The sequence below is a fragment of the Pseudotamlana agarivorans genome (assembly GCF_018860245.1).
Classification (GTDB): Bacteria; Bacteroidota; Bacteroidia; order Flavobacteriales; family Flavobacteriaceae; genus Pseudotamlana; species Pseudotamlana agarivorans_A.
The window spans coordinates 439,305-465,317 of the sequence record NZ_JAHKPD010000008.1 but is presented as its reverse complement, the minus strand read 5'-3'; the positions used below and the strand labels follow the sequence as shown (position 1 = coordinate 465,317).

The 26,013-nt window shown below is 33.7% G+C and carries 18 protein-coding genes; all 18 read right to left on the bottom strand.

The genetic code is table 11. The features are described from left to right. Nucleotides 1-221: 221 nt before the first annotated feature. The 18 genes from KO493_RS04715 to KO493_RS04630 all read right to left on the bottom strand — a co-directional run bounded on the left by KO493_RS04715 (nucleotide 222) and on the right by KO493_RS04630 (nucleotide 25,964). Nucleotides 222-767: a hypothetical protein gene (locus tag KO493_RS04715; RefSeq protein ID WP_216066782.1), complete on the bottom strand. Its 546-nt coding sequence runs from the start codon at nucleotides 765-767 to the stop codon at nucleotides 222-224. A 36-nt stretch (nucleotides 768-803) separates the two neighbouring features. Then, nucleotides 804-965 carry a hypothetical protein gene (locus KO493_RS04710; protein WP_216066781.1) on the bottom strand — a complete coding sequence of 54 codons (162 nt, stop codon included), beginning with the start codon at nucleotides 963-965 and terminating at the stop codon, nucleotides 804-806. A gap of 258 nt (nucleotides 966-1,223) precedes the next feature. After that, entirely contained in the window at nucleotides 1,224-3,020 is a 1,797-nt protein-coding gene (locus tag KO493_RS04705; RefSeq protein WP_216066780.1) for a ParB/RepB/Spo0J family partition protein, read from the bottom strand. A gap of 374 nt (nucleotides 3,021-3,394) precedes the next feature. After that, the gene (locus KO493_RS04700; RefSeq protein ID WP_216066779.1) at nucleotides 3,395-5,269 is read right to left on the bottom strand and encodes a P-loop NTPase fold protein; all 1,875 of its coding nucleotides are present in this window, start codon (nucleotides 5,267-5,269) and stop codon (nucleotides 3,395-3,397) included. 89 nt (nucleotides 5,270-5,358) lie between these two features. Then, a complete protein-coding gene (locus KO493_RS04695; RefSeq protein WP_216066778.1) occupies nucleotides 5,359-7,323 on the bottom strand; it encodes a heavy metal translocating P-type ATPase in 1,965 nt (654 codons plus the stop codon). An 11-nt stretch (nucleotides 7,324-7,334) separates the two neighbouring features. Then, nucleotides 7,335-7,541: a GDCCVxC domain-containing (seleno)protein gene (locus tag KO493_RS04690; protein WP_034043606.1), complete on the bottom strand. Its 207-nt coding sequence runs from the start codon at nucleotides 7,539-7,541 to the stop codon at nucleotides 7,335-7,337. Next, entirely contained in the window at nucleotides 7,541-8,134 is a 594-nt protein-coding gene (gene merTP / locus KO493_RS04685; protein ID WP_216066777.1) for a mercuric transport protein MerTP, read from the bottom strand. The genes KO493_RS04690 and merTP overlap by 1 nt, the downstream gene beginning before the upstream one ends. Before the next feature lie 22 nt (nucleotides 8,135-8,156). Next, complete coding sequence (locus tag KO493_RS04680; RefSeq protein ID WP_216066776.1) at nucleotides 8,157-8,741, bottom strand: methyltransferase family protein; 585 nt, start codon at nucleotides 8,739-8,741, stop codon at nucleotides 8,157-8,159. A gap of 66 nt (nucleotides 8,742-8,807) precedes the next feature. Next, nucleotides 8,808-9,221 carry a Fur family transcriptional regulator gene (locus KO493_RS04675; protein WP_216066775.1) on the bottom strand — a complete coding sequence of 138 codons (414 nt, stop codon included), beginning with the start codon at nucleotides 9,219-9,221 and terminating at the stop codon, nucleotides 8,808-8,810. Between the two features lie 2 nt (nucleotides 9,222-9,223). After that, the gene (locus tag KO493_RS04670) at nucleotides 9,224-10,429 is read right to left on the bottom strand and encodes an efflux RND transporter periplasmic adaptor subunit (protein ID WP_216066774.1); all 1,206 of its coding nucleotides are present in this window, start codon (nucleotides 10,427-10,429) and stop codon (nucleotides 9,224-9,226) included. 4 nt (nucleotides 10,430-10,433) lie between these two features. Further along, the gene (locus KO493_RS04665; RefSeq protein WP_216066773.1) at nucleotides 10,434-14,768 is read right to left on the bottom strand and encodes a CusA/CzcA family heavy metal efflux RND transporter; all 4,335 of its coding nucleotides are present in this window, start codon (nucleotides 14,766-14,768) and stop codon (nucleotides 10,434-10,436) included. Nucleotides 14,769-14,892: 124 nt separating this feature from the next. Then, nucleotides 14,893-15,204, bottom strand: a complete 312-nt coding sequence (locus tag KO493_RS04660; RefSeq protein WP_147677779.1) for a DUF6660 family protein — start codon at nucleotides 15,202-15,204, stop codon at nucleotides 14,893-14,895. 108 nt (nucleotides 15,205-15,312) lie between these two features. Further along, nucleotides 15,313-15,753, bottom strand: a complete 441-nt coding sequence (locus tag KO493_RS04655; protein ID WP_216066772.1) for a heavy-metal-associated domain-containing protein — start codon at nucleotides 15,751-15,753, stop codon at nucleotides 15,313-15,315. A 21-nt stretch (nucleotides 15,754-15,774) separates the two neighbouring features. Then, nucleotides 15,775-17,547 carry an efflux RND transporter periplasmic adaptor subunit gene (locus KO493_RS04650; protein ID WP_216066771.1) on the bottom strand — a complete coding sequence of 591 codons (1,773 nt, stop codon included), beginning with the start codon at nucleotides 17,545-17,547 and terminating at the stop codon, nucleotides 15,775-15,777. 3 nt (nucleotides 17,548-17,550) lie between these two features. After that, nucleotides 17,551-20,049 carry a heavy metal translocating P-type ATPase gene (locus KO493_RS04645; protein WP_216066770.1) on the bottom strand — a complete coding sequence of 833 codons (2,499 nt, stop codon included), beginning with the start codon at nucleotides 20,047-20,049 and terminating at the stop codon, nucleotides 17,551-17,553. Beyond that, entirely contained in the window at nucleotides 20,046-21,017 is a 972-nt protein-coding gene (locus KO493_RS04640) for a metal-dependent hydrolase (protein WP_216066769.1), read from the bottom strand. Before KO493_RS04640 ends, KO493_RS04645 begins: the two co-directional genes overlap by 4 nt. 4 nt (nucleotides 21,018-21,021) lie before the next feature. Beyond that, a complete protein-coding gene (locus KO493_RS04635; protein WP_216066768.1) occupies nucleotides 21,022-22,239 on the bottom strand; it encodes a TolC family protein in 1,218 nt (405 codons plus the stop codon). Then, the gene (locus KO493_RS04630) at nucleotides 22,236-25,964 is read right to left on the bottom strand and encodes an efflux RND transporter permease subunit (RefSeq protein ID WP_216066767.1); all 3,729 of its coding nucleotides are present in this window, start codon (nucleotides 25,962-25,964) and stop codon (nucleotides 22,236-22,238) included. Before KO493_RS04630 ends, KO493_RS04635 begins: the two co-directional genes overlap by 4 nt. Between the last annotated feature and the right edge of the window lie 49 nt (nucleotides 25,965-26,013).

The following is a 26,013-nucleotide window of genomic DNA, read 5'->3' as shown; positions in this document are numbered from 1 at the left end:
TTCCTTATTTGGCGGACTTGATTCACGCTTTTTACTTGGAATGTAGTGTTCCTTTCCAGAGAAGCGGAAAGGGTTAACGTAATGGAAAGTCAAAAGTGTGGATTAGGTCCAAGACTTTGATAATGAAGCTCTTTTTCTGGAATGTAGTTTTTACGGAATGGAAGGAAATGTGCTGAATGGGATAGTAAAATAAATTCCCCTCGTAAATTGAATATTTATTTTTAAAATAGTTTCTCTTGAATATCTAGAATACCATCTTCTTTTGACACTTTATTCTTTTTCAAAATGTCTTTTAGAGCTTTTCTTCGTTTATCATAAATCCATAGTCTCAAGTTTTTTAAGAGTCCTTTTTCATAATCTGAAAGCTCTTTTGGTGCTATTTCAATCATAGCTTCTAGTTGGTCTTTACTTTTGTTCTGCATTGCATATTGAAGTCCTAACCATGTGTAAATATTTGCCCATTCTCTTTGCATAGGTGCTTCATATGTTCTGGGCATTATGTAAGCTAAAGTCTCTGTAAGCGATGCCATTTTCTCTTTTGTCATCGAGCAAATGATTCTTGATAGTTTTATTCTACCAAGTATGTCTTTTGGTATGGTGTCTTGCCATGCGGATTTAAAAACTATGATTGGACTAGAAAGGCAATCCATAAAATCGAAAACGAAATCACTCTTGTCCTTTTTAGTTGGTTTTACTACTTTTTCTTTTGCTAATATCGGCTTACATTCAAAACCGAAATCAAACTGAACTACTTTTAAATTTTCCATGATATGAGATTTTAAACCTGTCTGCCGACAGGCAGGTTAAACGCTATCTAATAGTACTTGATAATTCGCAGGATGCTTGTCTCTGTAATAAGCTAAATGACTTTCTCCACTATCGACATCGTATTTTTCACTACTTACTCGATAATGCTCTCCTACTTCTTGTAATGACATGTTGGGTTTTTCGGATACGTGTTTCATAATTCTAAGATTTTTTGATTAAACAATATTTGAGCAATACCTAAACGGAAGCTAAAATCACAGCTCAAAAGGAAACGGAATAAATAAGCGTTGGATGATGCGTAGGCTTTATGCCGTAGTCTTTTGATGGGTGTATTTTACGAGTTTACCTTTGCGCTGATATTGATTGAATACTTTCTACTTACCCATTTTCATGAATATTATATAAAAAAAATAAGAGCCAGCACGAATGCTGACCCTTACTTCCAACAACAAAAGCTAATCGTTTAATTCCTGAATTTTCTTTTCAAGATTTCCTATTCTCTCTTTCAAACGTTCTTCACGCTTGTTTCTCTCTTCTGCGTATTCCTTTTCAATATTGGCAATTTTGGTTTTGTAATAGCCTTGCATCGCATTGTAGAATGAAATGTTCGTCAAGTTATTAACGTGATTACTTTCGCCAAAATTCACTTGTTTGGTAAGGATATACCGAATCAACTTATAGAATTTTTCCTTTTTGAAATTCTTTTTGAAATTCTCGACAGTTTCCACATCAGACATCTTTGAGGTATTGCCCAATAATTTTGAAAAGTGCTTTTGTCGACCTACATAATCCACATTATTTTCAAATAAGGTTAATGAGAAAGCCACCATTTCATCTGTTGAAAGTGCTTTCTTCTTTTCAATATAATCGGTTTGGCGAATCATCTGAACCATATCCTCAAACTGCTTGTTATGCTCAATGTGTCTTTTACGAATTTCTCTTTCGTTGATTTTTACAATTTGTTCTTCAGGTGTACAATCCGCCATTTTTCTATTGGCCATTGGTTCAGAATATGTAGAATTTTCAGTTTTTGAATCTTCTTTTATCTTCACAAAAACTACTTTGTGTACATACGTTTTTGGATGAAACATGATGCCATTTACAAATCCATTTTCCTTTGCAGAATTGTATGTTTTCAACTCTTCCTTGTAATTCTCAATCGCTTCTTCAAGTTCAGTTTTCAGCTCATCTTCAGAATAGTCGTAATGTTGGTATTCAGTCCGAATTGATTCTATTGTAGGCTCAATCGGCTCTTCAATTATTTCAACATCATCCAGAAGATAGACTTTCAATCCTTTTTTTTCCAATTGTGATAAAATGAGCTGATTATTGTCATCATCAGCCCAATACTTGCGAATTTCAGGAATCAATAGCACATTCTCTTTCTTCGATTTCTCAATCAAGTTCAAGAACGACTTACTTTTTTTCGTTTCATAACAAGCTGATTTTGTACACACCATTTTACCATCGCCAAACAAATTACCTTGATTCATTGCGTTGAACGGACATGTTGTACAGGCACCAACTTTGGTAATCAATTTTTTATCGACTACATCAAAAGGTGCTTTCTCTAAATCATAGGTCTTGTTTTTAATCATCTGATTAATTTGATGGATGCTAAAATTTTCGCCCATTGTTTCCAGCATCATTTGCTGTTCTTCTGGCTCGAAAAGTGCAACACCTACTCCTAATGAAATAGTCATTTCGCCATTACGAACAAATGTTTTAAAACCTTCAATTAGACCTGCTAATTTTAAACGTTGCCTTACAAAGTTTTCAGTTCTTCCCAACCGTTTTGATATCTCTGTTGGTGCATATTTGTCGCTTAGGTACGCGATTGCTTCAGCTTCTTCGGTTGGCTCAACATCTTGTCTTTGCAGATTTTCGATAATTTGAATTTCCAGAACATCATTATTAGCATATTCCCTTACGATACTCGGAATTGTCTTCCTCTTTGCCAATTTGCTTGCGCGATACCTACGCTCGCCCATTACGATGATGTAATCTTTTCCAGATTTTCGGACTGTTATAGGTTGCAGAACACCATGCTCTTCGATGCTTTCAGACAATTGCTTAAGAGCTTCCTCGTTAAAGGACTTTCTTGGTTGCATCGAGTCTGGAATAATCCTGCCGATACTTAGCTCTTGAACTTGAAGTCCATTGGCGCTTTGTGTCAATTTCTTCTTGACTTCATTTTTAACGGTGGCTGTTGCCTCTCCGTTTTTGCTTACAGTACTTGCTTTTGTTGTCATAATACTTAAATTTTAGATTAAACAATATTTTTGCAGAACCCAAACGGAAGACAAAATTTCTGCTCAAAAGGAAACGGAATAAATGAGTTGTGGACGAGGCGTTGGCTTTATGCCGTAGTCTTTTGATGATAATATTTTGCGAGTTTATCTTTGTACCGATATTGATATAGATATCTCTCCCTCTTTTAAGCGGACGCTATTTCAAAATTTTATATTGGGAATGTAGTGTTCCTGCTCCCAAAGTTTTGGGATTAGGCAGGATTAAGCGAAGTGGAAATCTAAAACTTTGGAATTGTGTCCAAGATCTCTGTTAGTGAAGCTCTTTTCTTGGAATGTAGAGCAACGAAATGTAGGGAAATGTGCTGAATGGCTTGTTAACTTTTAAATGCAGTACCTAACTCGGCATCATCTTTTTTTAATGCTTCACATGTATTATCTAGCAAAGTTTCTAACTCCTCCCATAAAAACTTCCTTAGAGTTGGAATTTCATTTTCATTTAAATGCTTTTGAATAGCTAGATGCAATTGGTATAAACATTCATAATCATCAGGATAGAACATCTTAACATTAGTATGCTTATACCTTTCTTTAATTTCGTTTCTAAATAATGTTAAAAACTGATTTGTATTTTTATTTAAAGCTTGAAATAGTACCTGACCGTCTAAATATGCTATGAAATCTTTGTTGAATTTTTTATCTTTAAAAAGCTCGTCTAGTTTTTCGTATTCCTCCTTTGTAAGTACTTCAATAAGTTGATTACTTTCCTCTTTTACTAACTCTTTATTAAGTGCAGTATGAAGTTCTATAATCTTATCCCTTATAGGCTGTACAATTGGATTGCTTACTTCAAAATGAATCATATTATCGTAAAACCTACGGTCTATTTCATTTTTTTTTGAAGCAATTTGAATACCTGTGAATAGCTTTTTTTCTATTTCATCATTTGTATAGTCTATTAGACCTTTTTCTGCAAAGAAATGATAGAAGCCAGATAATTGCTCATAAGAATACATACTATAAGCACCTTCTTCTAAATACTTTAATACATCTGCGGTATAGGTTGCAAACTCATCGTCTGTAAATTTCCTAAAATTATAACTCATAAGATTACTAAAAGCCTCTTGTTCCTTTGTCGGTTGTTCTGGTTTTCTTTTTTCTAATTCTTTAGAAAGCTTATCAACATTTAAATAACCTGATAGCACGTAAGTGTAAGCACTCTCATAGAAATGATAATCTTCTAATCTGTTACTTACATACTTTAGATAAAATGTTTCGGCATAAGTTTTTTCCTTTTCAGGCTCTTCTTTCTTGCCTAGAATATTAACTCTTAGTCTATCTGATTCTACTTCTTGATACCAGAAATAAGTAGTGTTACCTAATCCTTTGTAGTCATGGGATTCATTGGATTTTAAAAAGCCTCTTTTAAATTCAATAGAAAGAATAGCAGTTAAGAACAGTAATTCTTTTTTTAATTCATCTTCAATATCAATAACACATTTTAAAACATTTTGAAGGCTATCTAGGAAGAATGAAATAATCCTTATATTATCTTCTTTCTGCTCATCAAATATTCGGAATATGTAGTTTTCATTCTTTTTCAAAAACGATAAAAAAGCTTTATCGTTTTCATACTTATTAAAAAGTTGCGGGATTACACTTTTAAGTTCTGGCTTATAATTTAAGACTCGTCCTATAACTTTTTCTTTAATGCTGTAGTAATTTGTTTTTTGATTTTCATCTGTCTCAAAAATCTTGTCCTCATCAGCTAGAATTAAGCACTTAAGATTTTTGTGTTCTACAAAACCATTTATAAAACCTAGCAATTCTTTCATTGGTATTCTACAGCGTTCTAAATCATCGAAACAGATAAATTTCTTTGAGAAATCAAAATTATCTACACCAATACCTTGAAACAAATCAGATGGGTCAACCTTTATAAAAGCTTTACTAGCCGATTTTATAAGATTACCACTAATTGTTGCTAATGCTTTTAATGTTTTGTTTTGAGCTTTATCAAAATACGGTATAAGCTTAAAGAAAAGTTGTTTTTGTAACGCATCTATGGTTTTTATTCCATTAAGAGATATGTAGATGGTATCAAGATTCTTTTGTTGAATTAATGGTAATAATGTGTCTTTCCAGAAAAATGTTTTTCCTGTTCCCCAACCACCGTTAAGAAGTAAGGCATATTGTGTGTTTTGCGTTTCTATATACTCTACAACTATTGAAGCTATATTTTCGGAATTCATTTAAAAAAGATATTAGCTCTACAAGTTAAACAATAGTATAAGATTAATTTATAAAAATTAATCTTATACTATTTATAGCTTCAATTCTTTTAATCAACCCATTTCATGCGCTGTAATCTAACCGCATTCAATATTGCTAACAATGCAACACCAACATCTGCAAATACTGCCTCCCACATTGTTGCTAAACCACCTGCGCCTAAAATTAGAACAATCACTTTAACACCGAATGCGAGTATGATATTTTGCCACACAATCTTTCGGGTTGAACGACTAATTTTAATGGCTTTTACCACTTTTGAAGGTTGGTCGGTTTGAATAATAACATCTGCTGTTTCAATGGCGACATCGCTTCCTAAACCACCCATTGCAATACCAACATCACTTGCTGCTAAAACTGGTGCATCATTAATACCATCGCCTATAAAAGCAATCTTATTTTTAGGGTCTTGTTTTAAAATTTCAACTTCATTTAATTTATCTTCTGGTAACAAACCGCCTTTAGCAATTTTTATATTTAATTCGGAAGCTACTTTTTGGGTAATGGAATCCTTATCTCCAGAAAGCATCATTATATTTTTGACACCTACTTTATGCAATGCTATAATCGTTTCTTTTGCATCTTCTTTTAATTCATCTGCAATAACCACATAACCTGCAAATTTGTCATCAATAGCAACCAAAACAATCGATTCTACAATGGTTTCGGTTTCCTCTAAAACAATAATTTCATTCGCTGTCATTAGGGCTTTATTACCAACTAAAACAGTCTTACCATTTACGATACCTTTTAAACCTTTTCCTGCTATTTCAGATACTTTGGAAGCCTCATAATCTGCACCTTCATCTTTATATTCTAAAATGGCTTTAGCGATTGGATGTGTAGATTGTTCTTCCATAGCCATAAGGTATTTCATAAACTCTTTTTCATCCCAATTTATGGCTTTAATCTCCTTGATTTTAAAGACACCTTTTGTTACCGTTCCTGTTTTATCCATTACCAATGTGTTTATCTTGGTCATGGCATCTAAAAACGAAGCTCCTTTAAACAAAATTCCATTTTTTGAAGCTGCTCCCAAACCACCGAAATAACCCAATGGAATGGATATAACCAAAGCACAAGGACAGGATATAACCAAAAATATTAAGGCACGATACAACCAATCTCTAAACACATAATCATCTACAAAAAGGTAAGGAATGAAAGTAACACCTATAGCCAAGAACACAACAATGGGTGTGTAAATTCGAGCAAATTGTCTGATGAATAATTCTGTTTTTGATTTTCGCGCTGTGGCATTCTGTACCATATCGAGAATTCGAGCAATTGAACTATCCTTAAACTCTTTTGTGGTTTCGATTTCTATAACACCATCCATATTAATACTCCCTGCAAATACTTTTTCGCCTTTTGCAATCGTATCAGGCTTGCTTTCGCCTGTCAATGCCGCTGTATTAAATGAACCCTTTTCGGAAAGTAGAATACCGTCTAAAGGAATTTTTTCTCCCACACGGACTTGAACTTTTTCTCCAATTTCAACCGTCTCTGGACTTACAGAAATGTAATCATTATTCCGATATACTAAAGCTTCATTAGGGCGTACATCGAGCAATGCTTTAATATTACTTTTTGCTCGATTGACTGCTGCACTCTGAAATAATTCTCCAACCGCATAAAAAAGCATTACTGCCACACCTTCGGGATATTCGCCAATAATGAATGCTCCTATGGTAGCAATAGACATTAAAAGGAATTCGGTAAAAAAATCGCCACTTTTAATGCTTTTCCAGCCTTCCTTTATAACAGGAAATCCAACTGGAATATAAGCTATAACATACCAAAGAATACGAATCCAACCAGAAAAATGTGGAAATACTTCAAAATAATCAACAGTAATTCCAACTATCAACATTACGAAACTGAAAATAGCTGGTAAATAGGTTTCAATATTTGAAACTTTTTTAGGACTGCTATGGTTATGACCATCATCGTGACTATGTTGTCCATCAGAACCTGGCTTTAAATCTCTTAGATTAACTTTCTTTTTTTTCATCAAGTTTTGTTTTAGCAACAACTTTTGTTTTGTTGAATTGGTGGACAAGGAACTGTACCATAAGAGCAATACACACAACAATCTCCTTCTTTTGGTTTCATTACCGTTTTGCAATTATCACATTCATAGAAGAATTGACAAGCATTTGTTGGCATATCTTCTTCTTTTTTATGACCACAGTTTGGGCAAGTGATTACTGATTTTAATATAATTTTCATTAGTTTTCTATTTTGTCAGTTATTTTGTAACCAGTTGAAATTATTGCTTTCTCAATTTCCCTCTTATTGGTTTTAGTTTTGTCAAATTCAATAATTGCATTACCCTTTTTGTATGAAGTATTTGAGTTAATAATTCCGTTGAGTTTATTTACTTCATGATTTACGTGTTCTTCGCAACTCGCACAGGTCATTCCATCTATTTTATATTCTGTAATTTTGATGTTTGATTTATCAACTACTAGGACTTGCTTTTCTGTGTTTGGATAAAAAATACTTGAGTAATATGGAAACGCCAACATTATAATTGCGAATACTGTAATAATCCCTAGAAAGGTTTTTGATTGAATAAATTTTGGTTTTTCATCTGTTTCACATTCACAATCGATTTCTTTTTCTGGTTTCAGTTTTTGATACCAAGCAAAGACAAGTACTAATATTGTAAGTCCTATTAAATAAGGTCTAAATGGTTCTATCCAAGAAAAAGTTGAAGCTACACCACTTGTTCCTGCAATTAAAGCCAAAACAGGTGTGATACAACACAATGAAGCCGTAATTGCCGTTAGTAAACTAGTGATGACTAATTTGTTTTTCATAATTACTTTAATTATTTAATATTTATATCCAACGCCTTACTTTATTTACATACTCTAAATAATCATTACCAAACTCTCGTTCTAAAAATGCTTCTTCTAATCTAATTTGGGTATTTATACTTATAGTTGATAATGAAATTATCAATAGTGTAAAAGCATTTGGAATAACCAAAAACAATCCCATATTCGCAATCATAATTCCGAGAAAGATTGGGTTACGGGAAAATGAAAATAATCCTTTAGTTACAAGTTTCGTCTTATTCTTTTCATCAATTCCAATTCTCCACGAATTAGCCATATGTGATTGAGCAATCCAAACTATGATTAGAGAAATAATTAAAAATCCCCAACCAATTATGGATAAAATTTCATTTTCTATATACCAAAAAGGAAGTAAATATTTATACCATTCAATCTTAAAAGCGTAGATTCCAACAACAACTAATTCCATAAAAGTTATTACGGTAAATACCTTTCCATTAAAACCGTGAGCATCATCAGTTTTATTAAAGGTCAATGGATTAATGCCTGTTTTATTTTTTAATAAAATTGACCTGATTACAAATACAAATAGAAAGTAAATTATAAAGAAAATGAATAAAAGCATTGATTCCTATATTAATTATGATGATACAAAAATGCTATAAAAACCAATGCAATGGAAGTGCAATTATTACCCACTACACTTATCACATATACCTTTTACAACCAAGTTTACATTTTCTGAAACAAAACCATCAGGTACTTTTATTTGAGGTATTTTATGGTCTGTTAAGCAAATGGTTTCATTACAATTATTACAATGAAAGTGTAAATGCAAATCAGTTTTTATATCGCAATTACAACCTTGTTCACATAACGCATATTTTGTAATCCCAGTACCATCATCTATTTGATGCACAATCGCTTTTTCCTCAAAAGTTTTTATAGTTCTGTATAATGTAGTTCTATCTGCTTTTACAAACGCATTTTCTATGTCACTTAAAGTAACAGCTACCTCTTTTTCTGCAAGAAACTTATAAATTAACATACGCATTGCTGTAACACGAATGTTTCTCGACTCTAATACTTGTTCTATTGTTTCCATAATTAATGTTCGTGTTCTGCTTCTCCCTTTTTCATTTCAGCAATTAAATAATATGCATTATTATAAGCAAATTTCATGGTTTTATCTTGCTCTTCAGTAAATTGAACAGCAATCCAATCGCCATCTTTTGCCCCTAAAAGCACTTCAATAGGTTTAAAACTCCAATCTTCATTTTCTCTTTCCGAGGAAAAAACATAAAACCTATCGCCCTCTTTTATAATAGCACTTTCTGGTAATGCCTTAGTTTCTTTATTCTCAACTTGAATTTTACCTCTTATATACATCCCTGGAATTAGATTCCCTTTTTTGTTTTCAATTTCAGCGTGTACGTGAAGCGCTTTAGGATTATCTTCAAAAGTCTTACTTACCGAATAGATTTCAGCTGTAAGATCTTCTTCTGTATTGGACTGTAAATTGAAAATCACTTTTTGACCTTTCTTTACTTTATAAACGTCTTTTTCGAACACCATTAAATCTGCGTGAACGTGATGCGTGTTTACAATTTCAAAAAGTTCGGTTTGTGGCTCAACATATTGTCCTGTTTTAACTTCAACTTTTTGGACAAAGCCTTCTATTGGACTTCTTAATGATATACTTTGAGCAATTGTTCCATTTCGTATTGATGACGTGTTTATGTTTAATAGTCTCAATTGGGCTTCCAATCCGTTTACCATCGCTTTAGAGGCATCATATTCTGCTTCGGCTTTTTGAAAATTTGCACCAGAGCCAACTCCTGCATCATTTAATTTTTGTTGACGCTCGTAGTTCTTCTTTAAAAAATTACTGTTGCTAAAAGCATTCAAATAATCAGTCTGCATTTTTATAATATTAGGATGTGATAGATATGCAACCACTTGACCTTTTTTAACTTTATCGCCTTCAATAACTTTTATAGATACCACATTAGCACCAACTACAGAAGTTATTGCAGCTTCGTTTTGTGGTGGCACTTCCAATGTGCCATTCGCTTCTACATAACCGCTCATATTGCGCAATACCAAGGTGTCAGTTTTCATTTTTAAGGCGTCAAACTGTTGCTGTGAAAGCATCACTTCTTCTTCATCACTATGGGCTTCTTCAGCTTCTGGCTTTGCATCTTCATTGTGTTCATGACCATCGCCTTCTTTATGACTTTCTTTATTTCCACATGCAACAACTAAAAGTGAAACTGCAAGTAATGTTAAGATTATATATCGTGTGTTTTTCATTTTCTTATTTATTAAAATATTGTAGTTGAAATGTACTTTCTAAATAATTTATTAATGCTTCTTGAGCTTGTAATTCAGATTGGATAGCTTCTTTTATGAGTTGTGTAAATCCTGTATAATCTACCTCGCCTTCTCTATAGGCAAATAAAGCACCCACTTTTTGTTCTTTTACAAGTGGTAAAACCTCATTTTTATAGAAAAGCCAAGAGGTCTTCCATTTTTGATAATTCTCTTTTGATTGTAGAAACTTGGATTGTACTTCTTGTTTTTTAAACTGAATGTTCGTTTCGGCAATTTCCTTATCTATTTTTGCAGTTTTAACTTTTGCTTTATTTGTACCAGACAAAAAAGGAATAGAAACACCTGCTTGATACGTATAAAAACCTGAATTTCCATTTACATTTTGTAAACCACCTTGAAGATTTAACTTGGGTAAGTTATCTGCTTTGGCAGCTTTATATGTTGCTTCTGCTTCTGACACTTGTAATTGTGCTAGACCATATAAGGGATGTTCTTCTATGCTAAAAGTATCAACATCAATTTCATTGGTTATTTCAAAATCATTTGGAACCGTATAGAACGTATCAGAAACCAGCCATAGGTTTAACTGTTGTAATGCAATATTGTATTCACTTTTTGATTGCATAAATTTATTTTGAATCTGTAAGGCTTGATTTTTAGCTGCTGAATATTCTAACATAGAAATAGCTTCAACTTCATAATTTAATGCTACTGCTTTTTCAAAATTGGTATATATAGAATCTAATTCTTTGTATAATTTATAATTCCTTTTACTCTGCAAGGCATTTGCCCACGCCTTTTTCACTTCCAATTCTAAATCTAATTCTGAAAGCTGAAACGCCTTTTGAGCTAATTGAATGCGTTGTTCTTGCAATCGCTTTTTTGCAGAAATACCGAACACATCAATGTTACTTTGACCAATTCCAATAGTCGTATAAATACCATTTCCGTTATTAATTTCCTCGCCTCCAGTAAAAATTTGAGATGTACCAAAATCGTAAGCTGTACTTTTTAACTGTTCTTGTTTGCTAATTTCTAATTGCTTTTGTTTTAAAAGCGGAAAATTTTCTTTTGATAATTTAACCGCTTCATTCATTGAAATAATTGGTAACGTATCATTAACTTCTTGGGCGTTTCCTGTTATTGGCAACAAAAACATAAAAGCTACCATTACAGTAACTGTAATTACTTTTTTATTTGCTCTAAACTTGAATGATTTGCTTTCTACCCAATGATATAATATCGGCAACACGAACAATGTTAATAATGTAGAGGTTAGTAAACCACCAATTACAACCGTCGCTAAAGGTCTTTGTACTTCTGCACCAGCTGATGCTGAAATTGCCATAGGTAAGAAGCCTAAAACATCTGTAAAAGCAGTTAACATTATAGGTCTAATTCTTCGTTTTGTTCCTTCTATGATTCTATCTTTAAGATTGGTAACGCCTTCTTCTTTCAACTCATTCAGCCCGCTTATCATTACCAGACCGTTAAGAACAGCGACGCCAAACAAAACAATAAAACCTACACCTGCTGAAATACTAAATGGCATATCCCTTAACCACAATGCTACTACACCACCAATGGTTGCCATAGGAATCGCGATGTAAATCATTAAGGTTTGTGGCAACGATTTTAAAGCAAAATAAATAAGTACAAAAATGAGTAATAACGCAATTGGAACTACAGTTTGCAATCTGTTACTTGCACGTTCTAAGTTTTCAAATGCACCACCATACCTAATAAAATAGCCAGTTGGTAATTCAAGTTTAGCATCTAACTTTGATTTAATCTCGGTTACTAAAGATTTTACATCACGTCCTCTTACATTAATACCAACATAGGTCCTTCTGTTTGTATTATCCCTGCTTATTTGCATTGGGCCTGCTTTGTAACTTATATCTGCAACTTCACGAAGTGGAATTTGAGTACCAGACGGTAAATTGATATATAAATTTTGAACATCTGAAATATCCTTTCGGTTTTGAGAATTTAATCTTACCACTAAATCGAATCGCTTTTCGCCTTCAAAAATAATTCCTGCTGTACCACCTGCAAAAGCCGATTGAACGATTTGATTTAAAGTATTTATTTGCAGTCCGTATTGTGCTAATTTATTTCTATTGTAGGTAATGGTCATTTGTGGTAAGCCTGTTGTGGCTTCGGCTTTCATATCTCCAATACCTTCTGTCCCTGCAATAATTTGAGATATTTCTTCTGCTTTTTGAGACAGTACATTTATATCTTCTCCATAAAGTTTTATAGCAATGTCCTCTCTAACACCTTCTAGTAATTCGTTGAAGCGCATTTCGATAGGTTGTGTAAATTCATAGTTAACACCTGGAACGATTTCAACCGCTTCTTTCATCTTCTCTATCAATTCATCTTTTGTAATGGGTGTTGTCCATTCGCTTTTTGGCTTCAGAATTACAAAAACATCAGCCAAATCCATTGGCATTGGGTCTGTTGGAATTTCAGCAACACCAATTCGACTTACAATTTTTTCAACTTCTGGAAACTTTGCCTTTACAATTTGTTCAATTTTTGTAGTCGTTTCAATAGTTTCTTTAAGGGAACTACCTGGTTTTAAAATGGCGTGAAACGCAATATCTCCTTCATCAAGTTGTGGTATAAATTCGCCTCCCATTCTCGTAAACATAAAGACTGCAATACCAAATAAAACAACAGAAACACCAATTATTAGTTTACCTTTCTTTAAGGCTTTTTCTAACAACGGTTGATATTTACGTTCTACCCAATGCACAAATTTATCGCCATATGATTTTTTGTCGTTTTTTGGTGCTCTTAAAATCAAGGCAGACATCATTGGCACATAGGTCAAACAAAGCACCATGGCGCCAATCATTGCGAAAATGAATGTCAATGCCATTGGTTTAAACATTTTCCCTTCAATACCTTGTAAAGCCAGAATTGGAAGAAAAACAATAAGGATAATAAGCTGACCGAAAAACGCAGCATTCATCATTTTTTTTGAAGCATTTGAAGCCACCTTATCTCTTTCTTTTGCTGTAAGGCTCTTCTTTTTAAGTACTCGGGATGTAATGAGAAATACAGTACTTTCAACTATTATTACTGCTCCATCTACAATGATTCCAAAATCAATCGCACCCAAGCTCATTAGGTTTGCCCACACATCAAATACATTCATCAATATAAAAGCAAACAACAACGATAATGGGATAGTGGATGCTACTATTAAACCACCTCGCCAGTTTCCTAATAAAAAAATGAGTACAAATATTACAATTAAGGCGCCTTCAATAAGGTTTGTTGCTACAGTTAATGTAGTTTCTGCTATTAATTTACTTCGGTCTAATAAAGGTTCAATAATTACACCTTCTGGTAAAGACTTTTCTATTTGAGCCATGCGCTCTTTTACATTCTCGATAACATCGTTTGAATTAGCCCCTTTAAGCATCATTACCAAACCACCTACAACTTCGCCTTCGCCATCTTGTGTTAATGCGCCGTAACGTATAGCAGAGCCAAATTGCACTTTGGCAATGTCTCCAATAGTTATAGGAATATTATTTATATTTTTTACTGTAATTTTTTTAATATCATCCAAACTACGCACTAAGCCTTCGCCACGAATAAAATTGGCTTGATGGTTCTTTTCGATATATGCACCACCTGTATTTTGATTGTTGTTTTCCAATGCTTCAAAGACATCGGTAATTGTTAATCCGATTGCTCGCAACTCATTTGGATCGACAGCGACTTCATATTGCTTAATTTTTCCGCCAATAGCATTAACTTCAACAACACCCTCAACCATTGCCATTTGACGCTGTACTATCCAATCTTGCATGGTGCGCAAATCAGTAACCGAATATTTGTCCTTATATTCTGCTTTGACTTTAAGTGTGTATTGATATATTTCTCCAAGACCAGATGAAATAGGCCCCATTGAAGGTTCTCCGAATCCCTCGGGAATTTGTCCTTTAATGTCGTTGAGTTTTTCAGCGACTAATTGACGCGGCAGATAAGTTCCCATATCATCGTCAAAAACTATGGTAACAACTGATAAGCCAAAACGAGAAATGGAACGAATTTCTTCGACATTAGGTAGATTGCTCATTGCTACCTCTACTGGATAGGTTATGATTTGCTCGATATCTTCTGTTCCTAAATTTGGTGCTTGTGTAATGACTTGTACTTGGTTGTTGGTAATATCTGGAACAGCATCGATTGGTACTTGGGTCATGCTCCAAATACCTGCTCCAACAATGGTAAGCGTAAGCAAACCAATAATGAATTTGTTATTGATTGAAAAATCAATGATTTTATTAATCATAGAAAATGTATTAATTCAGTTGAACTTCTCGATATAATTCTAAAATAAAAATTAGAATTACTTGAAATGAAAAGAGCCATAATAGGCTTGAAATTGGATATAGTTATCCTTAAAAAAAACTGAATTAAGCCCTAGGTGGCTGTAAAATTGAAGTAGTAAAATCTTTTTCTGTACCGTTTAAGTAAAGAAAATCTTGAGTAGATATATAAGGAAAATTAAATTTTAAATCTGCAAATTGAAAATATGTTGCATTTATATGGCAACATTGGCAAATACAAAAAGGCGAACATAAATCTGAATCTTGGTGCTGATGGTCATTGTCCATACCTTGTGAAATCTCAGTTTGCACCTCATTATCAAGCGTAGCATTATCTTCGCAAGGTGCTAAATTAAGCGCGAAAATATAAATTGATAATATGAAGGCTAAAAATTTCATCGTAGCAAAGATATACATTATTTAATGCAATGATGTTGCAAATAACGTAGACATGTAACTTTTATAATAGAAGAGCCTTTAATTAATAAGGCTCTTCTATATTTATTATTAATGGTCATGGTCTGAATGATCCTCTTCACTTTTATCTCCTGATTGATTCATTACCATATCATGTTCATATTTACAACATCCTGGCAGATTACTATATGCTTCTTCGCTTCCTGTTACTTTTTCAGTATCATAACCTGATGCTGCAATTGCGTTATGGATTGCCATTGCATCTGTTTTAGTATCGTCAAAAGACACGTCAATTTTCTTTTTATCGACATCCCAATTTGCACTAGCAACACCTTCAACTTTGTTTACAGCTTTTTCTATGGTTTTTTTACACATTCCGCAATTACCTCTAACACCAAAAGATATGTCTGCCATAGCCATGTCTTTAGATACTTCCGTTTTTGTTTCTGTTGTTTCTTGCTTGGTTTCGTTTTTACAACTTGTTAAACCTATAGCCATTACTACAGCTAAACTTAAAATTACTTTTTTCATTGTTTTAAAAATTAATTGTTATTATTCTATTACTTGTTTTACTTCTCCACAGGTTAGCATCGCACCACCAAAATATGGGTTGATTACTTTTTCTTCCCTGCTCAACCAGTATGCACCATTGTTATCGTCTACCATCGGACAAAACTCAACAAAGACTTTTTCATTGATACCAAAAGTTTGAATTGTACTAATTAAATGTGATGAGAGGTGCTTAAAATGATTTCGTTGTGATTCAATATTTGATGTATTTGAAATTGATCTTGCCGATGCTTTTATTTCTTTTTCTAATGACATCCAATGACCATGAGCCTCTTTATCTTTTAATAGCTTCATATCAACCTTAGATAAATTGCCCAATAGTCTTTTTGATTCTGTCATTACGTTATTAGTATCATCTTTAACCAAAACGTCTTTTAATTTGATATAATCATTAAAAACTACTTTAATTTGATTCTGAAAGTCCTTAGAAACTTTTATCCTCTCATTCATATTAGAATGATTCTCGTTATTTGCTGAAGGATTTTTTTCCATTCCCAAATGTCCTTCATGACCAGTCATAACTTTACCACCTTTTTTATTCATCATTGATTTTTTACCTTGTAATTGCGCTGCTCCATCAACAGTAAACGTTCCATTTGTTACTATCTCATCGTCAATACTCAAACCCTCTAACACCTCATAATTATCGCCAATTTGATTACCTAATGTAATAATTCGCATTTCAAAAACAGGTTGAGTAGGGTCTGTTTTTATATAGACAACTGAACGTTCTCCTGTCCATAAAACAGCTGTAGATGGAATGGTCAATACGTGTTCGTTACTTGAAGTCATTCCTTTAACTTTTCCTTCAACAAACATTCCTGGCTTAAAAACGTTCTGTTTATTATTAAGTACAGCTCTTAATTTCACAGTTCTTGTTTTTGTATCTAAAACAGGATCTATAAAATCTACTTTAGCTTTAAATTCTTTATTAGAATAAGTATTGGTAGTGACTGAAATCTCTTGTCCTTTTTTAAATAAATCGATTTGATTTTCATACACATCAAAATTTGCCCAAACCGTGTTTAGATTAGCTATTTTGAGTAAAGGTTGACCTTGTTTGATATAATCCCCTTGTTCTACTAACTTTTCAGAAACTGTACCTGAAACCGTTGCATAAACAGGAAAGTTTTCTTTGACCTTACCAGAAGTTTCAATTTGATTTATTTGATTTTCAGAAAGCTTCCATAATTTTAATTTGTTGCGCACAGCTTTGTATAATGCAGGTTGTGATTCTTTTAATGAAACTGCTGTAATGAGCTCTTGTTGCGCTGCATACAATTCTGGCGAATAAATAGTTGCTAATAACTGTCCTTTTCTAACTTCTTCGCCTGTAAAACTCACATTTAGGCGCTCTATTCTTCCAGAAAAATAACTGACTTGAACTGCATTAGCTTCTTCATTCTCTACAATTTTCCCTGATAATTTAACTGTATTATCTTCTGTTTTACCTTTACCAACAATTGACGTTTGAATATTTGCCAATGCCATAGCATTTTCTGAAAGCTTGAATTGGTCTGCTAATAATCCTTCAGAACTACTTTCCGCAGGAATTAAATCCATACCGCAAATTGGACAATCGCCAGCCTCTGGTTGCATAATTTGTGGATGCATCGAGCACGTCCACATCTGGTTATTTTCTGTTACTGCGTCATGATTGTGTTCTGTTTCTTTAGCCAATGAATTGCCAAAAAGAAGCCATCCTAACAAAAGTCCAACTGCTAATATTCCGAAGTAAATTATATATTTTTTCATTTTCTATATTTTAATATTTCTTAATCTTAATGCATTCACTATTACTGACACCGAACTAAAACTCATGGCTAATGCAGCAATCATTGGCGAGAGTAAAATTCCGAAAAATGGGAACAAAACACCTGCTGCAATCGGCACACCTAATGTGTTATAGATAAGTGCAAAAAATAGATTCTGTTTAATGTTTTTCATTACAGCATCGCTTAAATTTCTGGCTTTTACAATACCGTGCAAATCGCCTTTTACCAAGGTTATCATAGCACTTTCTATAGCTACATCTGTTCCTGTACCCATTGCGACACCTACATCACTTTTAGCAAGTGCTGGTGCGTCATTAATACCATCGCCTGCCATAGCAACAACTTTTCCTTTTTCTTGTAGTTTCTCTACTTCCTTGAGTTTATCCTCAGGCAACATACTTGCTTTAAAATCTGTAAGATTTAATTCTGTTGCTACTGCTTGTGCTGTGTCGTGATTATCGCCTGTTAACATGATGACTTTAATACCTTTGTCTTGAAGTTCCTTAATGGCTTTAGCGCTAGTTTCCTTAATTTTATCGCCTATTACTACATAACCAGTAACCTTTTTATCTATCGATAAATAAGAAACTGTTTTCCCTTGTTTCTGATATACTTTAGCTTCTTCTTCCATCTGCAAGGTTATCTCTGCATTGGCATAACCCATCATCTTAGGATTTCCTAATACCACCTTTTTATTTTTAATAGTAGCTTCTACTCCTTTACCTGTAACTGCACTAAATGCTTCTGATTTTAAAATTTCTGCTTTTTGTTCTTTTCCATATTTAACGGTTGCTTCTGCCAATGGATGTTCGCTGTTTTTGTTCAATGAAACAATATATTCCAGAATGTCACTTTCGCTAAAATCAGCATCAAAAGAACCTACTGTTTCAACGGTTGGTTTTCCTTCGGTAATTGTTCCTGTCTTATCTACAATTAGCGTAGTAACCTTATCCATTTTTTCAAGTGCTTCAGCATTTTTAATTAATACACCATTTTGAGCACCTTTACCAACACCAACCATTACAGACATAGGTGTTGCCAATCCTAACGCGCAAGGGCAAGCAATTATTAATACCGCAATAGCATTCACAAAGGCATAAACGTAAACTGGTTCTGGTCCCCAAATTGCCCAAACCGCAAAGGTTAGTAAAGAGATAATGACCACGACAGGCACGAAATAACCTGATACTTTATCGGCTAAATTTTGAATTGGTGCACGACTTCTACTGGCATTGTTAACCATGTGGATGATTTGAGAGAGTAACGTATCACTCCCCACTTTTTCAGCTTTCATTAAAAAAGATTGGTTGCCGTTTATTGTTCCGCTACTTACTTTATCATTTACTGTTTTATTAACAGGAATTGGCTCTCCAGTAATCATTGACTCATCAATAGTTGTATCTCCTTCTGTTATCGAGCCATCCACAGGAATTTTATCGCCTGGTTTTACTTTTAGAATATCATTTAATTCAATAGCATCGATGGTAACTTCAACATCTTCGCCATCTACTACTTTTATAGCTTTATTGGGTGCTAGCTTTAACAATTCTTTTACTGCTGAATTGGTTTTACTATGCGCACGAGCTTCTAAAAGTTGACCTAAAAGCACTAATGTTAGGATAACGGTTGCTGCTTCAAAATAAACGTGTACTGCTCCAGATTCCGTTTTGAACTGACTTGGAAAAATGTCTGGAAAAAACATACCAAAAACACTAAATAACCAAGCAACACCAGCACCTATTCCAATAAGTGTAAACATATTAAGATTCCACGTTTTTATACTTTTATAGGCACGTTCAAAGAACATCCAAGTGGCATAAAATACAACTGGAATGGATAATACGAACTGAATCCAATTCCAATATTTTTGTTCCATGATGTCATACAATGGATTATTGGTTAGCATTTCGCTCATTGCCATTAAGAAAATTGGCAATGTGAATATTACTGCAATCTTAAACTTCTTTAATAACTTTTTATAGGTTTTCTCTTCTGCTGAACTATCTGCTTCCATTGATACTAAATCCATTCCGCATTTAGGACAAGCACCTGCTTCATCTTTTATTATTTCTGGATGCATAGGACACGTCCATTGCTCTGATGAAGTTGTGGATAGATTTTGTTCTTCGACCAAATCCATTCCGCATACAGGACAATCGCCTGATTTGTCATAAGTTTTTTCGCCTTCGCAATGCATAGGACAATAAAACGTACCTGTGCCTTTTCCTTTTGGCTGTTTTTCCTTTTCTACTTTTGTATGATGGTGCTCTCCTAATTTATGAATACTATAGTTTCCGCCATCATTCTTTAAAGCTTCTTGAAACCTTTCTATTGGAATATGAGATTCCATTTCGATAGTTGCTTCTGCTTTTTCTAAATCAACAGAAGCCTTTGAAACACCTTTCACTTTTGAAAGTGTTTCTTCTACGTGACTTCGACAACCGTTGCAAGTCATTCCGTGTATGTGATATGTATGTTTCATTGTTTTTGTTTTTCGTGCATTCCTGTTGTTAAGTCATAATTCCCATTTAAAAGTGGCGTAATTTCAAAATAAAAAGCTGTGGGTGCTTTATAATTTCCATAAGTACGAATGCCTTGCATATCGCATTGCATATTGTACAATCTTAATTTTCCGTTATTTTCTACGACTGTATAAAAATCCTGAGAAAACCATTTTAAAGTTGAGGATATTTCAGCAGGAATATCATTCAATAAATGATCATTAATTGGGAACTCCGTCAATGTTATTGGATTTTGTGATAGGTTATTGTACCTACCAATAAATAAACTATTATTAGTTTTAGCAACCCCATACCAACTAATACTTCCAATTTTAACTGGAACTGTTAATAGCGAATTATATTCAATTCCTTGTGAAGTTAGAACTTCATCAAACTTTTGATTTACATAAGATTTGATTCCTAAAGTTAATAACAGGTATAGAGAGCTAATAGCTAGCCCAAGCTTACTATATAGGGTTCTTGAGTCTTTATTCCTGAAGTATGTAAGGCCTAAAATTAAACCTAATAATAAAGGCAAAGTATAAAAAGGGTCAACTATGTTAACACTATCGAAGCTTACTCGATAATTGGAAAAAGGCAACAATAGCTGAGTACCATAGGTTGTAAATGCATCTAATAGCATATGTGTAAATAGAGCCAACCAACAAAAAATTAAAAGTCTTATATAAGAAATTTGCTTTGTCCACTTTAGTTTTGTTAATATAAAAGCTATTAAAATTGAGCCTATTAAACTAAACAAAATGGAATGACTGAAACCTCTGTGAATACTTATTCGTTCTACTGATGAATAAAATGAAAGCAAAACAATATCGAGATCTGGAATAGTAGCGATAATAGCACCAATTACTGCACCTTTATATCCTATTTTTCGACCAAGAATTACTTCGCCAATTGCTGCTCCTAATGCTGCTTGTGTTAAACTATCCATACTCTTATTTAATTAAATAATTAATAATTGTGGTTTGCACATAGTAGGTTTTAACAGACTCAATTTGGTTCATTTGAAACTTCAATTGCAATTCTTGTATGTCCAAAACGTCATTAAAATCAATCGTTCCTGTTTCGTAATTTTTAATAAGAATCTCTTCAGCATCTTTAGCTTGCTTTAAGTTCTTCGTTTGGGTTGCATAACTTATTCTTGCTGAAACCTTATCGTTTGCTGCTTTATCTAATAGTGTTTCTAATGTATTTGTGCGCTCTTGTTTTTGTGCCAAAATCTCTTGCTGTTGCAACTCATTTTGTTTGGTTTGGGATTTGTACTTATTATTGAATATGGGAATAGATAGGGACACCATTGGCATAATTATATCTTTTCCATTGTCGCTAAAATCCATGTTAGGACGTTTATCAACATTGATATAATCTAAACCGAAACCAATCATTGGACTATTTTCTTTTTGGTTTAATAATTCGGATTGCTCTACCGACTGATAGAGTTTATCGAATTTCAGTAGTTCTGGGTGTAATGCTAAACTTTTAGTATTCATTTCAAAATCTTCTGAAGGAATTATTAACTCATTAACTACAGAAACTCGTACACCTTTATCACGATTTAAAAGCTTATTAATAGTAGTTTGTTCAGCTAAAAATTGTTGAACCAAAACATCCAATAATTGTTGCATTTCATTTTGACGCATTTGTAATCGTAAAACATCTACCGCTGAAGCTTTCCCAACTTCAACCGATGTTAAAGCCAATGTTTCGTAAGTATTAAGTAGTTTAATATTCTCGCTTAAAACGTCTTGTTTTGCTTTATTAGCGTAAAGATTGTAATAGGATTGTGATACCGAAGCCATCAATTTTCTTTTGACAATAACAATATCTTCGTATTTAGCATCTGCCAAAGCGCTCACATAGTTTTCTCTTGCAGTTATATTCCCAAACCAAGGCAACATTTGTTTAGCTGATACTTTGAAGCGTTGCGCTCCTGTACGTGTTTCTGGCTCGCTTACGAAGTAACCCACTCCAAATTCGGTATTAGGTAATGTATTTACTTCATTCACTTTTTCGGAAGCAATGCTATACTGTAATTCAAACTTTTGAATTTCAGGATTGTTATTTAATGCTTCACTAATAAGTGTTTCTAATTCTTGTGCATTAGAAACACTAAAAGTTGATAAACCTATGAGTGTATAAATTATTCTTTTCATTTGTTTGCTCTTTTCAATTTAAACTCTTCTCTCCAGCTGTATAAAACTGGTACAATAAAGTAAGAGGTAATGTCTATAACCATTCCGCCAAATATTGGAATTGCCATAGGTATCATAATATCACTTCCTTTTCCTGTGGATGTCAATACTGGTAACAGCGCCAAAATGGTAGTTACAGTAGTCATTAAACACGGACGAATACGTTTTTCTGCTGCTTGCAAAGCGGAAGTTCTAATACTCTTTTTATCGGCAGGTTTTTCACGCTCAAAAGTTTGCGTGAGGTATGTTGCCATAACAACTCCATCATCTGTAGCAATTCCAAATAAAGCTATGAAACCAACCCAAACCGCTACACTTAGATTGATAGTTTTCATATTGAAAAGGTCTCGCATATTCTCTCCAAACAAACTGAAATTTAAAAACCAATCTTGACCGTACAGCCATATCATTATAAAACCACCTGCAAATGCAACCGTTATTCCTGTAAAAACCATTAGTGAAGTAGTAACAGATTTAAACTGGAAATACAGAATCAAGAAAATAATAGCAAGTGCTAATGGAACGACGACTGAAAGAGTTTTTTCTGCTCGTAACTGATTTTCATAAGTTCCTGTAAATTTATAGCTGATGCCCTTTGGAACAGTTAATTCTCCTGAATCTATTTTCTGTTGAAACAATGCTTGTGCATTTTCAACAACATCAACTTCTGCGAATCCATCTAATTTATCAAACAACACATAGCCTACTAAAAAGGTGTCTTCACTTTTAATGACTTGTGGACCTTGCTCATATCGAATAGTCGCCAACTCACTTAACGGAACAGGGCTGCCTTTTTCAACAGGAATATAAATTCCTTTAATATCTTTTGGATTACCACGCAGTTCTCTTGGATATCGCACTCTAACAGCATAGCGCTCTCTTCCTTCAACCGTTTGAGTTATGGCCATACCACCAATTGCTACTTTTAGCACACTTTGTACATCTTCTATAGACACACCATAACGTGCTATTTTTTCTCTATCAATATCAATAAGTAAATAAGGTTTCCCTACAATTCTATCTGCAAAAACAGCTTGCTCTTTTACACCTTCAGCTTGTTTTAAAAGACTTTCTAATTGCAACCCAAACGCTTCAATTTGTTTTAAATCTTGTCCTTTTACTTTAATTCCCATTGGCGCACGCATTCCTGTTTGAAGCATTACCAATCTGGTTTCTATGGGTTGTAATTTTGGTGCAGAAGTAACTCCTGGTAAATTGGTAACTCTGACGATTTCATTCCAAATATCATCAGGACTATTAATTTCTGGTCGCCAATTACGATAGAATTCGCCATCAACATCTTCGATAAGTTGAGTATGTTCAACGTTTGTAAAAACAACATTTTCCGAATTATTAGGATTGGCGATAAATGTTCCATCTTTCAACTCAAAAGCACCTTCGTCGTTTACTTTGTAACGTTGTATTTTCCCTTTTGAATTACGCATGTATTCAGATTTATACTGAATCATGTTTTCGTACATAGATAAAGGCGCAGGGTCTAATGCAGATTCTGTTCTACCAGATTTCCCTACTACGGTTTCAATTTCTGGAATGGTGGATACAGCCATATCTAATTGCTGAAGCACACGTTTATTTTCCTCAACACCTGAATGTGGTAATGAGGTTGGCATTAATAGAAAAGAGCCTTCGTTTAAAGATGGCATAAATTCTTTTCCTGTATTATTCATTATCCATCCTCCAGAAACAAGTACAGTTGCTGGAATAATTAAAAACAATAACTTGTTTGCTAAAGCCCAATTTAAAATTTGTCCATAATACCTTCTAAAAATTGAAAATATTCCTAAAATTCCGAAGCAAATAATAGCCACAAAAATTAAGTTTATTAGAATACTTCTGTCAAAGCCTAATGGTCGCCAATATTCGGCAAGTAAAAATATAATGGCAGTACATGAAATAATAATATTTACAAGATTGCTGTTTTTCTTATTTAGTTTACCCAAAACCCCAAGTAAACCTGTAATACTAAAAGCAACTAAAATAATCCCTAGCCAATATCCAGTAACCATAATTGCGATTCCAGCAATTATTAAAGCACCATTTATAATGTATTTAAATGAACTTTTAAGTGATGTTTTTCTGAATAAATAAGCTGCGAATGGTGGAATTAGAAACAAAGCAATAACCAAAGATGCTGATAATGCCATCGTTTTGGTAAATGCTAAAGGTCTAAACAATTTTCCTTCTGCACCAATCATTGTAAATACAGGCACAAAGCTGATAATTGTAGTTAATACCGCTGTTAAGATTGCTCCTGAAACTTCGGCAGTCGCATTATAAACTACTTCATTTGTAGTTAACGCTGTACCATCTTCTCGTAACCGTAATTTTTCATCATCGAGATGGCGAATCATATTCTCTGCGAGAATGACGCCTACATCTACCATAGTTCCAATAGCAATAGCAATACCAGAAAGTGCTACAATATTGGCATCCACGTTAAACAGTTTCATGGTAACAAATACCATTAATACTGCAACAGGCAACAATCCAGAAATTAAAATAGAAGCTCTTAAATTGAAAACCATAACAATAATAACCAAAATGGTAATTAATATTTCTAGTGTTAATGCTTCGTTTAGTGTGTCTAATGTTTCTTGAATAAGTTCGGTACGATCATAGAAAGGAACGACTGTTAATTGAGATGTTCGTCCATCAGCCAATACTTTTGTTGGTAATCCTCCTTTTAGTTCTTCAATTTGCGCTTTTACATTGTTAATGACTTCCATTGGATTAGCACCATATCGCGCCACTACAACACCACCAACAACTTCTGCACCTTCTTTATCTAATAAACCTCTTCGCGTTGCTGGACCTAATGATACTTTAGCAATGTCTTTAATCTTAATTGAAGTAAAATCTTCTGAAGTAACTACAGCATTTTCAATATCTTCAACAGATTTTACATAACCCAAACCGCGTACTAAATATTCAGCTTGATTGATTTCTAAAGTTTGCGCACCAATATCTTGATTACTACTTTTAACTGCTTTTACGATCTGGTTTAAGCCAATGTTATATTGACGCATCAGCTCTGGATTGACATCAACTTGGTACTCCTGAACATAACCACCAATGGAAGCTACTTCAGAAACACCGCTTGCAGTAGATAAAGCATATTTCACATAGTAATCTTGAATGCTACGCAGTTCGTGTAAATCCCAACCACCAGTAACATTTCCTTTTTCATCTCGACCTTCAAGAGTGTACCAAAATATTTGTCCTAAACCTGTGGCATCTGGTCCCAATGCAGGATTAACACCTTCGGGTAATAATCCACTTGGTAATGAATTGAGTTTTTCGAGGATTCGACTACGACTCCAATAGAATTCTATATCTTCTTCAAAAATGATATAGATGCTTGAAAACCCAAACATAGAAGAACTACGAATGGTTTTCACTCCTGGAATACCAAGTAAAGAAGTAGTTAAAGGATAAGTAATTTGGTCTTCTATATCTTGTGGCGAACGACCATCCCACTTTGTAAATACAATTTGTTGATTTTCTCCAATATCTGGAATGGCATCTACCGCTACGGGGTTGCTTGGTAAAAATCCTCTGTCCCAATTAAGAGGTGCGTTTACAGTTCCCCATCCAACAAAAAGGACGAGTAGCAGAACTGCTACGAGTTTATTTTCTATTAAAAATTTGATGCTTTTATTTAGCATTAGCTTTGATTATTAAACAGTTAGACATTGGCGTTAGGAAAACACCGAA

Excerpts from the sequence above, each read along its gene's own strand:
- KO493_RS04705 (WP_216066780.1), bottom strand. The coding sequence starts at position 3,020 with ATGACAACAAAAGCAAGTACTGTAAGCAAAAACGGAGAGGCAACAGCC.
- KO493_RS04680 (WP_216066776.1), bottom strand. The coding sequence starts at position 8,741 with ATGCTTTTATTCATTTTCTTTATAATTTACTTTCTATTTGTATTTGTA.
- KO493_RS04695 (WP_216066778.1), bottom strand. The coding sequence starts at position 7,323 with ATGAAAAAAAAGAAAGTTAATCTAAGAGATTTAAAGCCAGGTTCTGAT.
- KO493_RS04660 (WP_147677779.1), bottom strand. The coding sequence starts at position 15,204 with ATGAAATTTTTAGCCTTCATATTATCAATTTATATTTTCGCGCTTAAT.
- KO493_RS04690 (WP_034043606.1), bottom strand. The coding sequence starts at position 7,541 with ATGAAAATTATATTAAAATCAGTAATCACTTGCCCAAACTGTGGTCAT.
- KO493_RS04630 (WP_216066767.1), bottom strand. The coding sequence starts at position 25,964 with ATGCTAAATAAAAGCATCAAATTTTTAATAGAAAATAAACTCGTAGCA.
- KO493_RS04670 (WP_216066774.1), bottom strand. The coding sequence starts at position 10,429 with ATGAAAAACACACGATATATAATCTTAACATTACTTGCAGTTTCACTT.
- KO493_RS04650 (WP_216066771.1), bottom strand. The coding sequence starts at position 17,547 with ATGAAAAAATATATAATTTACTTCGGAATATTAGCAGTTGGACTTTTG.
- KO493_RS04645 (WP_216066770.1), bottom strand. The coding sequence starts at position 20,049 with ATGAAACATACATATCACATACACGGAATGACTTGCAACGGTTGTCGA.
- KO493_RS04700 (WP_216066779.1), bottom strand. The coding sequence starts at position 5,269 with ATGAATTCCGAAAATATAGCTTCAATAGTTGTAGAGTATATAGAAACG.
- KO493_RS04675 (WP_216066775.1), bottom strand. The coding sequence starts at position 9,221 with ATGGAAACAATAGAACAAGTATTAGAGTCGAGAAACATTCGTGTTACA.
- KO493_RS04715 (WP_216066782.1), bottom strand. The coding sequence starts at position 767 with ATGGAAAATTTAAAAGTAGTTCAGTTTGATTTCGGTTTTGAATGTAAG.
- KO493_RS04710 (WP_216066781.1), bottom strand. The coding sequence starts at position 965 with ATGAAACACGTATCCGAAAAACCCAACATGTCATTACAAGAAGTAGGA.
- KO493_RS04640 (WP_216066769.1), bottom strand. The coding sequence starts at position 21,017 with ATGGATAGTTTAACACAAGCAGCATTAGGAGCAGCAATTGGCGAAGTA.
- KO493_RS04665 (WP_216066773.1), bottom strand. The coding sequence starts at position 14,768 with ATGATTAATAAAATCATTGATTTTTCAATCAATAACAAATTCATTATT.
- merTP (WP_216066777.1), bottom strand. The coding sequence starts at position 8,134 with ATGAAAAACAAATTAGTCATCACTAGTTTACTAACGGCAATTACGGCT.
- KO493_RS04635 (WP_216066768.1), bottom strand. The coding sequence starts at position 22,239 with ATGAAAAGAATAATTTATACACTCATAGGTTTATCAACTTTTAGTGTT.
- KO493_RS04655 (WP_216066772.1), bottom strand. The coding sequence starts at position 15,753 with ATGAAAAAAGTAATTTTAAGTTTAGCTGTAGTAATGGCTATAGGTTTA.